Source organism: Streptomyces cirratus, from assembly GCF_014650775.1.
GTDB classification, from domain to species: Bacteria; Actinomycetota; Actinomycetes; order Streptomycetales; family Streptomycetaceae; genus Streptomyces; species Streptomyces cirratus.
Window position 1 is genome coordinate 181,594 of sequence record NZ_BMVP01000005.1, and the last position, 13,374, is coordinate 194,967.

Annotated in this window: 13 protein-coding genes; 1 reads left to right on the forward strand and 12 read right to left on the reverse strand. The window is 73.0% G+C overall.

Annotation, left to right across the window (positions count from 1 at the left end):
* Positions 1-11: 11 nt before the first annotated feature.
* The 12 genes from IE207_RS16115 to IE207_RS16170 all read right to left on the reverse strand — a co-directional run bounded on the left by IE207_RS16115 (position 12) and on the right by IE207_RS16170 (position 11,759).
* Entirely contained in the window at positions 12-1,277 is a 1,266-nt protein-coding gene (locus tag IE207_RS16115) for a transglycosylase family protein (protein WP_190184894.1), read from the reverse strand.
* Positions 1,278-1,679: 402 nt separating this feature from the next.
* A complete protein-coding gene (locus tag IE207_RS16120; protein ID WP_373304714.1) occupies positions 1,680-2,300 on the reverse strand; it encodes an aspartate/glutamate racemase family protein in 621 nt (206 codons plus the stop codon).
* On the reverse strand, positions 2,297-2,650 hold the full coding sequence (locus IE207_RS16125; RefSeq protein ID WP_190184895.1) for a GNAT family N-acetyltransferase: 354 nt from the start codon (positions 2,648-2,650) through the stop codon (positions 2,297-2,299). The genes IE207_RS16120 and IE207_RS16125 overlap by 4 nt, the downstream gene beginning before the upstream one ends.
* A 15-nt stretch (positions 2,651-2,665) precedes the next feature.
* The gene (panD, locus tag IE207_RS16130) at positions 2,666-3,085 is read right to left on the reverse strand and encodes an aspartate 1-decarboxylase (RefSeq protein ID WP_190184896.1); all 420 of its coding nucleotides are present in this window, start codon (positions 3,083-3,085) and stop codon (positions 2,666-2,668) included.
* A 208-nt stretch (positions 3,086-3,293) separates the two neighbouring features.
* Complete coding sequence (locus IE207_RS16135) at positions 3,294-3,695, reverse strand: nuclear transport factor 2 family protein (protein WP_190184897.1); 402 nt, start codon at positions 3,693-3,695, stop codon at positions 3,294-3,296.
* A gap of 69 nt (positions 3,696-3,764) precedes the next feature.
* Positions 3,765-4,112, reverse strand: a complete 348-nt coding sequence (locus IE207_RS16140; protein ID WP_190184898.1) for a hypothetical protein — start codon at positions 4,110-4,112, stop codon at positions 3,765-3,767.
* A 15-nt stretch (positions 4,113-4,127) separates the two neighbouring features.
* Positions 4,128-5,864 carry an aa3-type cytochrome oxidase subunit I gene (ctaD, locus tag IE207_RS16145; RefSeq protein WP_190184899.1) on the reverse strand — a complete coding sequence of 579 codons (1,737 nt, stop codon included), beginning with the start codon at positions 5,862-5,864 and terminating at the stop codon, positions 4,128-4,130.
* A gap of 154 nt (positions 5,865-6,018) precedes the next feature.
* On the reverse strand, positions 6,019-7,149 hold the full coding sequence (locus IE207_RS16150; RefSeq protein ID WP_190184900.1) for a site-2 protease family protein: 1,131 nt from the start codon (positions 7,147-7,149) through the stop codon (positions 6,019-6,021).
* A gap of 113 nt (positions 7,150-7,262) precedes the next feature.
* On the reverse strand, positions 7,263-7,892 hold the full coding sequence (locus IE207_RS16155) for a hypothetical protein (protein WP_190184901.1): 630 nt from the start codon (positions 7,890-7,892) through the stop codon (positions 7,263-7,265).
* Positions 7,893-7,932: 40 nt separating this feature from the next.
* Complete coding sequence (locus IE207_RS16160) at positions 7,933-9,021, reverse strand: SCO0930 family lipoprotein (RefSeq protein WP_229873767.1); 1,089 nt, start codon at positions 9,019-9,021, stop codon at positions 7,933-7,935.
* A 150-nt stretch (positions 9,022-9,171) separates the two neighbouring features.
* Positions 9,172-10,611: an NADH-ubiquinone oxidoreductase-F iron-sulfur binding region domain-containing protein gene (locus IE207_RS16165; RefSeq protein WP_308433606.1), complete on the reverse strand. Its 1,440-nt coding sequence runs from the start codon at positions 10,609-10,611 to the stop codon at positions 9,172-9,174.
* 5 nt (positions 10,612-10,616) lie between these two features.
* Positions 10,617-11,759, reverse strand: a complete 1,143-nt coding sequence (locus tag IE207_RS16170; protein WP_190184902.1) for a hypothetical protein — start codon at positions 11,757-11,759, stop codon at positions 10,617-10,619.
* 460 nt (positions 11,760-12,219) lie between these two features.
* Between IE207_RS16170 and IE207_RS16175 the strand changes: the two genes are divergently transcribed.
* Complete coding sequence (locus IE207_RS16175; protein WP_190184903.1) at positions 12,220-13,359, forward strand: PucR family transcriptional regulator; 1,140 nt, start codon at positions 12,220-12,222, stop codon at positions 13,357-13,359.
* The last annotated feature ends 15 nt before the right edge of the window (positions 13,360-13,374 follow it).

Genomic DNA, 13,374 nt, shown 5'->3' on the forward strand with positions numbered 1-13,374 from the left:
CCGCGCGGCGGTCAGATGTCGACGCCCCGGCCGCGGAGGTACTTGAGGGGGTCGATGTCGGTGCCGTACCCGGGCCCGGTGCGCATCTCGAAGTGGAGGTGCGGTCCGGTGGTGTTGCCGGTCGAACCGGAGCGGCCGATGCGCTGGCCGCCGGAGACCTGCTGCCCGGCCTTGACGCCGAGGGCGGAGAGGTGGGCGTACTGGGAGTACCGGCCGTCGGCGTGCCGGATGACGACCTGGTAGCCGTACGCCCCGGCCCAGCCGGCGGAGAGGACGGTGCCGGGGCCGACGGCCTTGATGCTGGTACCGGTGGGGACGGGGAAGTCGACCCCGGTGTGGTAGCCGCTGGACCAGGAGGAACCGGCGACGTGGTACGCCGTGCCGAGGGCGGCGTCGACGGGCGCCGTAAAGCCCGCAGACGCCGTCTGCTGCTTCGCTGAAGCGGACTCGGCGGGCTTGGCCTGTTCGGGCTTCGTCTGCTCGGGCTGCGTCTTCTGCGGCTGCGTCTTCTGCGGTTGCGTCTTCTGCGGTTGGGGGGCGGCCGGCTGTGCGGGCTTGACCGGCTCGGCGACCCGCGGCGGCTTCTCCGGCTGCTGGGAGGGCGGCGCGGGCGGGGCGGTGGTGATGCGCAGCGTGAGCCGCTGACCGGGGAAGATCAGGTCCGGGTTGCCGCCGATGGTGTCCCGGTTGGTCTCGTACAGCGCCTGCCAGCCGCCTTCGACGTGCTGGCCGGTGGCGATCGCCGAGAGCGAGTCCCCGGGGGCGACGACGTACGGGTTCGGCAGGACCGTGGTGTCGGTCGGGCGGGTCGCGCTCTGGGCCTGTACCCGAGCGGCGGCCGCGGGCGCCGCCTGCTTCTGGCGCGGGATCACGGCCGGCGCCGGAGCAGGGGCGGGGCCGCTGCGGCTGAGCCCGGCCTGCGGCCCGCAGGCCGGCCAGGCGCCGGGCCCCTGCCCCCCGAGCACCTTCTCGGCCACCGCGATCTGCTGGTCCTTGGTGGCCAGGTCGGCGCGGGCCGCGAAGGCGGTGCCGCCGAAGGCGCGCCAGGTGCTCTGGCTGAACTGGAGGCCGCCGTAGTAGCCGTTGCCGGTGTTGATGTGCCAGTTGTTGGTCGACTCGCAGGCGGCCACCTTGTCCCAGGTGCCGATCGAGGCCGCGTGGGCGGCCCCGGCGCCGATGAGCGGGAGCGCGATGCCGGCGCCGCCCGCGGTGACGGCGAGCGAGGCGCGGTTGATGCTGCTCGGCTGGTACCGGCGGTGCCGGCCCCGTACACCCATGGGAGCCCCCTTGAAGACGTGCCGGACCGCACAAGCTAACGGCGCCGGTGGAGGCTGACAATAGCGACAACCGGCTGTCTTCGATGGGGAATTGACGGTTTGCCCGCTGACCTGCGCCCTATGCGCGACCGAGCGGACCGGGCTGCGGGAGCGGGGCCGGCCCCGGGGGCGGCGGCACCGGATCGGGCTCCGGTACGGGCCCCGGGACCGGGGGCGCGGGCCGGGGCACCGGGTCGGGCTCCGGGAAGGGTCCGGGCCCCGGCGGGGGCGCGGGCACCGGATCGGGCTCCGGGGCGGGTGGCTGCGTCTGGTCTTCGTCGAGCACCACGAGGTTGAGCACCATACGCACCGCCTTCCCCGGATCCGGGCGGGTACGCCCGCCGGCGTCTTCGCGTGGGCGGTCTACGGGCGCAGGGCCGCGGCCAGCCCGGTCGAGGGGCTGCTGAGGACGGGGACCGCCGTCCGCACCAGGTCCGCCGCGTCGGCCATCGAGGCCTGGGCGAGGACGATGACGTCCGCGTCGGCGACCTCGTCCGCCGCGCGGGCCACCAGGCTCAGGTATCCGCCGTTGTCCCCGGCCTCGAAGCGTTCCCACGCCCCCGCCACCAGCTGCGTGCGTACGGTGACGGGCCGACCGGCGGCCTCCTGCTCCAGCAGCTCCAGCGTCGGCGCGAGGGTGGATCCGACGGCGGCGAGCACGACGATCCGGGGGCCGGTGCGCACGGCCGCGGCCGCCATGGGCCGGTCCACCCTGAGCACGGGCCGCCCCAGGGCCGACGCGAGGGACTCGGCGACGGCCCCGATGGTCGAGCAGGTCACCAGTACCGGCCCGGCCGCCCCGCCGAGCACCTGCCGCAGCCCGGGAGCCACCGCCGCGGGCCCGTGCGTACGGGCCCGCTCCAGCAGCTCCGGAACCACGAGGTGCCGCAGCCCGGCCTCCGGGTGGTCCCGGTCCCGTAGCGCGTCGAAGACCGGGACGTGCACCGGCGAGGTGTGCAGCAGGGTCAGGGCGGGGCCGGTCACCAGCGGTCGGAGTCCGCGATCAGCTGCTCCTTCGCCGCCTCGACCACCTCGGCGGGGGCCGCGGGAGCCTCGTCGGGGTGTTTGGCCGCCCAACTCGCCGCGTACGGGCACAGCGGCACCACGGGAACCCCTTCGGCGGCGGCGATCCCGTAGAAGGTCCTCACCAGCTGCCCGCCGATCCCGCGGCCCTCGTGCCCCGGCTCGACGACGGTGTGCACGGCGACCAGCGCGCCGGGCTCCCGGGCGAGTACGAAGTACGCGATGAACCCGACCACCGCCCCGCCCTCGACGGCGAGCAGCCGCCCCGCCTTGCGGTCGTCCTCGAACTCGATCGCCTGGTTCTCGGCCATGCTCCCCCGCTCTCCTCAGACAGCCACCGCGTGGGGGCTGCGCTCCTGGTCCGTCCCGGGAACCGGGGCGGAGGGGTCCGCCCCGAGTCCGATGATGCGGTTGTCCGCGTCCACGTGCACGACCCGAGGCCTCAGCACCCGTGCCTCGGCGTCCTCGACCTGCGCGTAGCTGATGAGGATGACCAGGTCCCCGGGATGCACGAGGTGCGCGGCGGCACCGTTGATCCCGATGACCCCGGACCCCCGCTCCCCCTCGATGACGTACGTCTCCAACCGCGCCCCGTTGGTGATGTCCACGATGTGGACGAGCTCCCCGGGCAGCAGATCGGCCGCATCCAACAGATCGGCATCGACCGTCACGGACCCGACGTAATGCAGATCGGCCTGCGTGACGGTGGCGCGATGGATCTTGGACTTGAACATGGTGCGCATCATCGAGGTACTCCTGGATCTATGCTCCCTGCCTGCGTTTTTGCAGGTCAAGTGCGGTTCCTTACCATACAACGAGTCGCGGACCGCCCGCTTTGCGGACGACGACGACGTCAGCCTACGCAACGGGCCTCGACGGCCGCCCGGAGCCGGCGCCACTGTGACCGGAGCCACGCCGACGGTGCGCCCGCCGCTCCCCTGCCCCGAGGGGATGTCAGGGGTGGTCGTGCCAGGAGACGGCCGCGATGCGCCAGCCTTCGGGGGTGCGGACGAACTGGAGGGTTTTGGTGCCGGCGGCCTCGAAGGGGACGCCGTCCAGGATTCCGGACTTGCGGTAGCCGCCGAAGCGGGAGGCGATGTCCCCCTGGATCTCGGTGCGTTCGGAGGTCTCCCACTCCCGGAAGCCGGCCAGTCCGCCCTCGGACAGCAGCCGTTGGCGGGGCTCGATGAATTCCTCGACCGTGTAGACGGTGAAGTCGGGGCCCGTCTTGACGATGGTGGCGCCCGGGAGGAGCAGTCGGCGGAGCCTGCCCACGTCGGCCGTCCTGCCGTCCCGGTTGTCGAAGGCGCCGAAGAAGTCGGCGGTCAGCGCATCGAGTTCGGACTTGTCTGACATGGCTTGCTCCCCCGGGACGGATCGCCGGCCGCCTTCCGCGGGCCGGGCGCCGCCCCATTGTCCACCGTCCTACCGCAGGAGGATCAGCAGGCCGAGGAGCAGGGCGGGCAGTACGGGGACGGCTGCCACCACCGTCGCCGTCAGGCGTCGGCGGAGCAGGCCGTAGCGGTGTTCATAGGCGGTCGCGAGTTCCTCGCCCCGGGCCACGACGGCGGCCAGCATCTGCCGCTTGAGGCGCAGGTGGTGCTCCGCGAAGAGACCCGCGATCTCCTGCCGTTCGCCCGGGCCGAGCCAGGTCAGGCGCCCGGCGAACGCCTGCGCCTCCGTGTGGGCCTCGTGGAGGGCCGCCTGGCTGATCAGGTAGCCCTCCAGGCGCGCGAGGCCTGCCGCGGCCTCTGCCCGGGCCTTGTCGTCCATCGTCGCCGCGTCCCGCTATCCGGCCGTCGGCCCGGCGGAGTCGTCCCGGGGCGGCGAGACGGCCCTGTCCTGGTCGATCACGTCGCGCTGGCCCTCGTTCTCCCTGCGCTCCAGTTCGGAGACCTCGAAGTGGTGCAGGTCGAAGGCGGGCGACTCGGAGCGCACGCGCGGCAGGGTGACGAAGTTGTGGCGCGGCGGCGGGCAGGAGGTGGCCCATTCCAGGGAACGGCCGTATCCCCACGGGTCGTCGACGGTGACGCGCGGCGCGTACTTCGCGGTCTTCCACAGGTTGTAGAGGAAGGGGAGCGTCGAGCCGCCGAGCAGGAACGCGCCGATGGAGGAGACGGTGTTCAAGGTGGTGAATCCGTCGGCGGCGAGGTAGTCGGCGTAGCGGCGCGGCATGCCTTCGGCGCCCAGCCAGTGCTGGACGAGGAAGGTGAGGTGGAAGCCGATGAACAGGGTCCAGAAGTGGATCTTGCCGAGGCGTTCGTCGAGCATGGTGCCGGTCATCTTCGGCCACCAGAAGTAGAAGCCGGCGAACGTCGCGAACACCACCGTGCCGAACACCACGTAGTGGAAGTGGGCGACGACGAAGTAGGTGTCGGTGACGTGGAAGTCCATCGGCGGCGAGGCCAGGATGATGCCGGTCAGACCGCCGAAGAGGAACGTCACCAGGAACCCGATGGACCACAGCATCGGCGTCTCGAAGGAGATCGAGCCCTTCCACATCGTGCCGATCCAGTTGAAGAACTTCACTCCCGTCGGCACGGCGATCAGGAACGTCATGAAGGAGAAGAAGGGCAGCAGCACGGCCTGCGTGGCGAACATGTGGTGCGCCCACACCGTCACCGACAGCCCCGCGATCGCGATGGTCGCCCCGACCAGGCCGAGGTAGCCGAACACCGGCTTGCGGGAGAAGACGGGGAGGATCTCGGTGATGATCCCGAAGAACGGCAGGGCGATGATGTAGACCTCGGGATGCCCGAAGAACCAGAACAGGTGCTGCCACAGGATGGGCCCGCCGTTGGACGGGTCGAAGACGTGCGCGCCGAACTTCCGGTCCGCCTCCAGCACCAGCAGAGCCGCCGCCAGGACCGGGAAGGCGAAGAGGACGAGCACCGAGGTCAGCAGGATGTTCCAGGTGAAGATCGGCATCCGGAACATCGTCATCCCGGGCGAGCGCATGCAGATGATCGTGGTGACGAAGTTGACGGCGCCGAGGATCGTCCCGAAGCCCGACATGGCCAGCCCCATGATCCACATGTCGCCGCCGATGTACGGGGTCCGCTCCACGCTGCTGAGCGGCGTGTAGGCGGTCCAGCCGAAGTCGGCGCTGCCCTGGGGGGTGAGCAGGCTCGCCACGACGATGATGCCGCCGAAGAGGAACAGCCAGAACGAGAGCATGTTCAGGCGCGGGAAGGCGACGTCCGGCGCGCCGATCTGCAGGGGCATGATCGCGTTGGCGAACCCGGCGAAGGTAGGCGTCGCGAAGAACAACAGCATGATCGTGCCGTGCAACGTGAAGATCTGGTTGTACTGCTCCTGCGACACGATCTGCATACCCGGCCGGGCCAGCTCCGCCCTCAGCAGGAGGGCGAGCACGCCACCGATGACGAAGAAGACGAACGAGGCGATCAGGTAGAGGTGCCCGATCTTCTTGTGGTCCGTCGTCGACAGCCAGGCCACCACTACCTGTCCCACGGTTCTGCCCCGCGTGGGAACGGGAGCGATCGGCTCGGTGACAGTGGTCATACGGATCCCCTGGGCATCGTCGGACGGCGACGGGTGCGGTCTCGCGGGGGCAGCCGGCTCCGGCTGCCCGCACACGTCCTTCCTGTCTACTGCCACGACCGGCACGAAGCCCGGCGGCGTGCACGCGCGTACGGGTGAAGGTGGGGCCGCGGTGTCAGCCCGGCTTCCCGCCGCCCAGCAGGTTGTGGCGCATCAGGCGGGTGATGTCCTTCGCCGTGACGATGCCGACGAGACGGCCGTCGTCGACGACGAGCACACGCGTACCGGTGGCCGTGCTGAGGCGGTCGAGGGCCTCGGTCAGGAGCTCACCGGAAGAGGCGACCGCACACCGTGCGAGCGGGGTCGCCACGTCGCGCACCTGGGTGGTGTCCCGCAGCGGGCCCTGGACCGCGCCCAGCCTGCGCAGTTCCACGACGCCGCTGGGGTGCCCGTCGAAGTCGAGCAGCGGCACGGCGGAGTGGCGCGACGGGAGCGCCACCTCCTCGATGAAGCGGCGCACGGTCAGCCAGTCGGCGCCGGTGGCCACCGGGCTGCTCATGGCGTCGGCGACCCGGACGCCCTGCAGGGCCGTGCCGATGACGGCGCGCTGGCGTTCCGCGCCCGCGACCACCATGACGAACAGGCCGGTGAAGACCAGCCACAGCCCGCCCGAGGACCCGCGCAGCAGCGAGACCCAGCCGGCGCCCATGAGCAGGACTCCCAGCACCTGGCCGCTACGGGATGCCGCTCGGTCGGCGCGGTCCCGGTCCCCGGTGCGCCACCACAGCAGGGCCTGGACGACTCGGCCGCCGTCCAGCGGTGCGGCGGGCAGCAGGTTGAACACCCCGAGGGCCAGGTTCACCCAGCCGAGCCAGCCGAGGACGGCTCCCGGCACGGCCCAGCCCGGCAGCGTGTTCAGGCCGATGCCCGCTCCGAGGGCCGCGCCGCCGATGACCAGGCTGGTCAGCGGGCCGCTGACGGCGACCGCGAAGGCCGCCGCCGCGCTCTGGGGGCGGCCCATGCGGGTCATGCCGCCCAGGGCCCACAGTGTCACGTCCTGTACGGAGATCTTCTTGCGGCGGGCCATCGCGGCGTGCGCCGCCTCGTGCAGCAGCAGGCTCGCCATCAGCAACAGGGCCCCGATGGCGCTGGCGAGGGTGTACACGGCGTTCGAATGGCCCGGCGTCCAGAGGGGGAGGGTCCGGCGGCCGAGGCCGTACGCGAGGAAGACCGCCAGCAGGGGCACGCTCCAGTGCATGCGCAGCGGTACGCCGACCACGCGTCCCACGGGGACCGAGCCGTTCATGGCCTCTCCAGCCGGCCCGGCGTGTCCGGTCCACCCGGGCCGCACCGCGCGACCCGTACCCCGTGGACCGGACGGCCGGGGCCTCACCTCCAGTGTCCCTCGCGGCCACAGCACTAGCCGGGTGACGGACTGTGCCCGGGGGCGTGGAAAGCGTCACCGCCGGAGGCCTCTCCAGGGCCGGCGTCGTGGCCCGCCTCCCCGTGACCGGCGTCCCCGGGCCGGGCGTCGTGACCGGCGTCCCCGGGCCGGGCGTCGTGACCGGCGTCCCCGGGCCGGGCGTCGTGACCGGCGTCCCCGGGCTGGGCGTCCTCGTGCCCGGGGCCGTGCGCGTCGCCGGTCTCCACCTTGCCGCCCAGGCGCTCCCGCAGGGGCGCCAGGGCCTCGGCGGAAGCGGCGGTGACCACCCACCGGTCGCCGACGAGGTAGGTCCCGCCGTACACGCGGGACTCCGCCAGCCACGCGCGCTGGCCCTCATCGGCGGTGAAGGTCGCGATCCGGTAGCCGGCGGCCCCCGCCCCGCACGCCCCTTCCCGCAGCTCCTCGGCGTCGACGGTGATCTCGGCGGTGCAGCCGAGGGCCGCCGCCAGGTCCTGGACGCTGACGTGGCTCGCCTGCGGGGAGGCGACGGCGGCCGGGCGGGTCTTCGCGTGCCCGGTGCCGCACCCGCCGCACAGCAGTGAGGTGAGCAGCACGGCGACGCAGGGCGCCAGGTGGCGGGCGGTGACACGGGGTGGTTCCGGCATGTCCGGCTCTCCCTCGCAGAGATGGGTGGGGGGCTACCGGCTAGCGCTCGGCGGGCACCTTCTTGCCGGCGTCGTCCACGGCGAACCAGAGGCCCTGCTTGTTGTGTCCGTTGGTCTGGCCGGGCTGGGTGTCGCCGGTGAACAGGTAGACGGGCCAGCAGTCGATCGTCAATTGCTGTGTCCCGTCCGGCCGCTTCACCGATCCGACGAGGCCTGCCGCAATTCCGGACACCTTCGTCTTGTCCACCGGCGCGGCGGGCTTCCAGGTGTCCAGGCAGGCGTCGAGGCAGCCGAATTTCATCGGCCAGGCACTGTCCTTGTTGAACCGGTACAGGGTGCGCCCCTGTCCGTCCACGAGGATCTTCCCGAGTTTCGCGTCGGTGGCGACGGAGAGTTCCGTACCGGCCCGGGCGTTCATATCGCCCATACCGCTTCCCGTGCCGCTTCCCATTCCGCTGCCCATTCCCGCACCCATGGCCCCGGTGGCGGGCGTCCCGGGTTTTTGGCCGCCCTTCTGGTCGACGGCCTTCTTGCCGTCGGCAGCCAGTGCGTGCCAGGTACCGCCGACACCTTCACCCTTGGCCTCCCCGGCCTGGGTGTCCTTGGCGTAGCGGTACACGGGCCAGCCGCCGAGGGTGAGCTGCTTGCTGCCGTCGGCCCGGGTGACCTCGCCGAGCTGGGAGGCGTCGATGCCCTGGGCGGCCGAGGCGTCCGCCGCGGGTACGGGCGGCCAGGCGGTGGCGCAGTCGCCGGAGCAGTTCGACGTGGGGGGCTTGGCGGTGTCCTTGTCGAAACGGTAGAGGGTGAGGCCGGCGCTGTCGGTGACCACGCTGCCCACGTTCGCGATGTCCCGTACGGCGAGCTGGCCGGCCCGCACGGAGGTCGCGGGCTCCACGCCCCCGTAGCCGGATCCGGCCGCTTGGGCCGCTCCGGCCGCGGGATCCGCTCCCGAGCCGCCGGAGCCGTAACCGCTGCCGTACCCGTTCCCGATGGCTTTGCTGTCCCCGACCGGCTGTACGGAATTTCCCGAGCGGCCGGCGTTGGTCCCACCGCTCCCGCATCCGGCCGCCAGTACCAGTACCGCCATCACCGATCCGGCGGCGGCTGCCCCACGACGCTTGTTGTTCACGGTTGCTCACTCCCTGCGTTTCCATTCGGTGTTTCCTCTTCCTGGGTCATTCATAAAGCCTGGGAAGCCCTCCGAATTCGAATGGACTGGAATTTGTCAGATCGCGCCAAATGCTGAACTGGGCCCGGCCGCAGCCGTTCACGGCCGCGCTCATTCCTGGATGCGCAGGGCCAGCGCCGGGCAGCGGCGGACCGCCCGCAGCGCCTTCGGCCGCAGCCGCCCCGGCACGGGCATGACCCCTTGGGCCGGGTAGCCGTCGGCGTCCAGCCGGACGATGTCGGGCAGCAGGTCCACGCAGAGCCCGTGGCCCTTGCACAGCGTCCAGTCCACGACGAGCCGTTCGGGGTTCTCGTCGGCCGGCAGGGGCAGGGCGCCCAGGACGCGCCGCCCGCAGCCGCTGCCCAGCGCGTGGTCGCGGAACTCGTCGGGGAACACGGCGAGCGCGGAGGCCACGAAGGCGGAGGTGCCGTCGGGGTGACTGCACGCCCCGCGGCCGAGCACCGAGCGCATCCGCGCCTGGACGGCTTCCAGTGCGGGCCGGCCGCCACCGCCGACGAGGGCGTCCACCGCGTCGGCGAGCGAGGGCAGTCCCCGCGCGCACGGCCCGCACTGCCCGGCGGACTCGTCCGCCATCCAGCGGGTGACGCGGGCGACTTCCCCGGCCGGGCAGGTGTCGTGGGGCAGCGGCAGCACGGCGCCCGCTCCCAGGACGGCGTCGTACGAGGCGAGCGAGTTGCGCGAGAGCGCGGCGGAGCGGGCGGCGGGCGGGGCCAGCCAGCGACCGTGGTAGCCGCCGACCAGGACGCCCTGGCCCGGTTCCGATCCGCAGAGGTCCAGGACGTACGCCAGGGACGTCCCGGTCGGCACTTCGACGACCGTGGCTCCCCCGACGGTCAGCAGGACGGTGCCCGGCTCGTCGTCGAGGCCCGCCACGCGGTACTCGGCCGCTCCCAGCCGTGCGGCGACGGCGAGTTGGGCGTAGGTCTCGGTGTTGGACAGCAGGGTCGGCAGGCCGCCGAGTCCCCGCTCGCTGGTCCGCACCTTCTGCCCGGACGGCAGTGCGGGTCCGCCCTCGATCCCGTTGATCAGGGCGGTGCCCTCCCCCGTGACGAAGCGTTCGGGGAGCCGGGCCACCCGGACCCGGCGGTCCGCCGCGGCGCGTTCGGCCACGGCGGCGCGCAGCGAGCCCTCCACGTCGTCGCGGGTGACGCCGATGACCACCTCCTCGGCGCCGAGCGCGTCGGCGGCCAGCAGTGCCCCGTCGAGCACCAGGTGCGGGACGTGCAGCAGCAGGGCGGTGTCCTTGAGGCAACTGGGCTCGCCCTCGCTGCCGTTGACGACGACGGCGGTGCGGCCGTCGCGGGCCCGGGCGGAGCGGGTGACGGCGCGCAGTTTGCGGGCGAAGGGGAAGCCCGCTCCGCCGCGCCCCTTGAGCTCCACGCTCTCGGCGAGCCGCACCAGTTCCTCGGCGGGGTAGCGGGACAGCGTCCCGTGCACGGTGAGGTGCCCGGCGAGGTCGAGACGCGGCGCGGCGTCGAGCCCCGCCAGCAGCCGGGGCATGCCCACGCAGCCGAGGGCGGGGCGGGACACGCCGGTCACTGGCGCCCCCGCGCCCCGCCGAGCGGTTCACCGGGGCGGTCGGCCACGCCGAGCCGGCTCGGTATGAACACGGCGGGGTACGGCGGCGCGCCGTACGGGGGCGCGGGGTACGGCGGCGGATACGGCGGCGGGGCCGGCCTGGACGCAGCCGCCGGAGCGGCCGCAGCCCGGGCGACGAGCAGCGGATCACCGGGCAGCGGACCGCCGGGCAGCGGATCACCCGGCAGCGGACCGGGGCCCGTCCCGCCCGCGGCGGCCGGCTGTGTCTGGCGGGCAAGCCGGGCGGTGAGCCGGGCCGCCGCCCATTCGGCGGGTTTGCGCAGGAACGGCCTCGGCGTACGCGGCGGGCCCTGCCCGGGCGTACGCGGCGGGGGCGGCGGCGCGACGGGCGGACGGGCCGGAAGTGCGCGCAGCCGCGCCCGCAGCCGCACGACGAGGACGGCGGCGACGCCGGCCAGGCAGAGCCCGTACGCCACGGTCACCCAACTCGCGGCGGGGCGACCGGCTTTGAGGCCGTGCACCAGTGACGCGCCCCAGGCGGGGTACGCGCCCATGTGCAGGGCCCGCCACCACAGCGAGCGGCCCTTGGTGGCGAAGGCGCTGCGGGCCGCGCCCGAGACGGCCACGGCGACGAAGAGGTACCCGGCCAGTGTGCCGAGTCCGATCAGTACGGGCCGGTCGGGGTCGGCGAACGGCAGGACGGCGGATGCGGCGCCGGTCTGCGACTGCGCGACCTTGACCCATATGTGCAGGGCGAGGAAGGCCAGTCCCGCGACGCCGAGTCCGCGGTGCACTCCTTGGGCGACGAGCCGGTGGCCGGACGCCAGGAGCGTGCGGTCGGTGGCGGCCAGGCCCCAGAGGACCGTGGAGGTGAGCGAGACGAGCGACAGGACGCCCGCGCCGTAGTCCAGGAATTCCCACAGCCGGGTCAGTGCGCCGGCCCGGACCGCCACCGTCAGCGAGACGAGGCCGGCGAGGGCGGCGGCGGACAGTGCGGCGGGGTGCAGCCCCCCGGCGGCGGACAGCAGCGGCGGCCGGCGCACGGCGCGCCGTCCCGCCGCCGCGGTGACCGTACCGGCGTGGCGTCTGGTGCGGCGGGCCCTGTGAGAGCGTGGCGTACGGGGCTGGGGCAAGGGCATCTGGTTCTCCCATACGCCCGGGCCCGAGCACTCCACCTCGCGCTCGGCGCCCGGGGGTAGTCGTCGGAACTGATCCGCGGCGGGCGGGAGATGAGGCCTCGCCCGGCCGGGGAGCGGGGGCCGGAGTGCAGAAGCATCGTGGAGCTTCGCAGCACCTCCACGGGATTTATCGAAACGTGATAATTTCTGGCGCCCGCGCAGTCATCGCATCGAACATCCCCGGAAGATTCCCTTCCAGTGGTGCGGTTGCGACGAGGTTGACGCCTTGTCCGCCGCCACACCTCCCCGACGGCAAAATCTAGGCAAGGTCGCGGGACTGCAAGTGGATGGCACGCTCCTGGAGGGAGTACGAGGCGCCCGAATCACTGCCGGCACTGACGCCGGCGGGGAGCCGGGCGGCCCCGACAGGCCTGTCACCCTCCCACGGGGCAGGCCATACCCCGGCACGAACGAGGTAACGATGTGCGAACTGCTGAACCGCATCTGGTCCCGCCCGCGCGGCGAATGGACCCGGGTCCTGCGGAGGGAACTGCCCGCGCTGGCCGCTGGGATCGTGGAGGAGCTCGAGGAGAGCATCCCGGGATTTCGCGAACTGATCGCCGACTCCGACGAAGAGGTGGTCAGGCAGCGGGTGGAGACGGCGCTGCTCACCGCTCTGGGGTACCGGGAGCCTTCCTGCCAGCCTGAGGGCGTGCGGCCGGAAGCCGCCGCGCGGCCCGAACGGGAGCCTTCCGCGAGCGGGCAGCTGGTGCCCCTCAAGGCCGTTCCCTCACAGCGTTCCCCCGAGGCGGGCGTGACCGCTGCCGAACGCGCTCGGCGGGAGCTCTTCACCGGCCTTACGAGTGACATGCCCATGTCTGAAATTGCCCTCTCGGAACTGGCCGCCACGGCCGGATGGCCCCTGCCGGCCACCGTACGCGCCGTCGCCCCGGCCACCCCCGGAGAGATGCAGCAGCTGGCGGGCGTACTGGACGACGCCCTCACCGGCATGGTCGGCGGGCAGCCGTGCCTGCTGGTCCCCGCCCCGGATCCGGAAGCCCGCGGACCCTTGGAGTGCGCGCTGCGCGGGCGGTTCGCCGCCGTCGGGCACCCCGTCGCCCTGCGGGACACCGCCTCCTCGCTGCGCTGGGCACTGCGCCTGCTCAACCTGACCCCGGCCCGGCCCGGCGCCGAGGCCCGCGCCGTCTTCGTGGACGACCACCTCTCGACCCTGCTGCTGCTCCAGGACGAGCCCCTGGCCCACGCGCTGGCCGCGCGGTGGCTGCGGCCGCTGGCGGACTTGACCCCGCGCCAGAGCGAGCGGCTGGAAGTGACCCTGCTCGCCTGGCTGGAGGGGGGCGGTGCACCGGAGGCCGCCAAGGCGCTGAGCGTGCACCCCCAGACGGTGCGCTACCGGATGCGCCAGCTGGAGAAGCTTTTCGGAACGGGCCTGCGTGACCCGCGGACCCGCTTCGAACTGGAGATGGCCCTGCGCACCCGTCGTCTGATGGCGCAAGTACGGCGCCAGCACTCCAGGGTGAGCCGCCGGGCCCGAGTGGTGACCGCCGAGTTCCGGCCTCCGCTGGGCGCCGGCCGCATGGCCCGCGTCAACGGACTGTAGACCCAGCCGTCCGGC

Excerpts from the sequence above, each read along its gene's own strand:
- IE207_RS16115 (WP_190184894.1), bottom strand. The coding sequence starts at position 1,277 with ATGGGTGTACGGGGCCGGCACCGCCGGTACCAGCCGAGCAGCATCAAC.
- IE207_RS16125 (WP_190184895.1), bottom strand. The coding sequence starts at position 2,650 with ATGGCCGAGAACCAGGCGATCGAGTTCGAGGACGACCGCAAGGCGGGG.
- panD (WP_190184896.1), bottom strand. The coding sequence starts at position 3,085 with ATGATGCGCACCATGTTCAAGTCCAAGATCCATCGCGCCACCGTCACG.
- IE207_RS16135 (WP_190184897.1), bottom strand. The coding sequence starts at position 3,695 with ATGTCAGACAAGTCCGAACTCGATGCGCTGACCGCCGACTTCTTCGGC.
- IE207_RS16140 (WP_190184898.1), bottom strand. The coding sequence starts at position 4,112 with ATGGACGACAAGGCCCGGGCAGAGGCCGCGGCAGGCCTCGCGCGCCTG.
- ctaD (WP_190184899.1), bottom strand. The coding sequence starts at position 5,864 with ATGACCACTGTCACCGAGCCGATCGCTCCCGTTCCCACGCGGGGCAGA.
- IE207_RS16150 (WP_190184900.1), bottom strand. The coding sequence starts at position 7,149 with ATGAACGGCTCGGTCCCCGTGGGACGCGTGGTCGGCGTACCGCTGCGC.
- IE207_RS16155 (WP_190184901.1), bottom strand. The coding sequence starts at position 7,892 with ATGCCGGAACCACCCCGTGTCACCGCCCGCCACCTGGCGCCCTGCGTC.
- IE207_RS16170 (WP_190184902.1), bottom strand. The coding sequence starts at position 11,759 with ATGCCCTTGCCCCAGCCCCGTACGCCACGCTCTCACAGGGCCCGCCGC.
- IE207_RS16175 (WP_190184903.1), top strand. The coding sequence starts at position 12,220 with ATGTGCGAACTGCTGAACCGCATCTGGTCCCGCCCGCGCGGCGAATGG.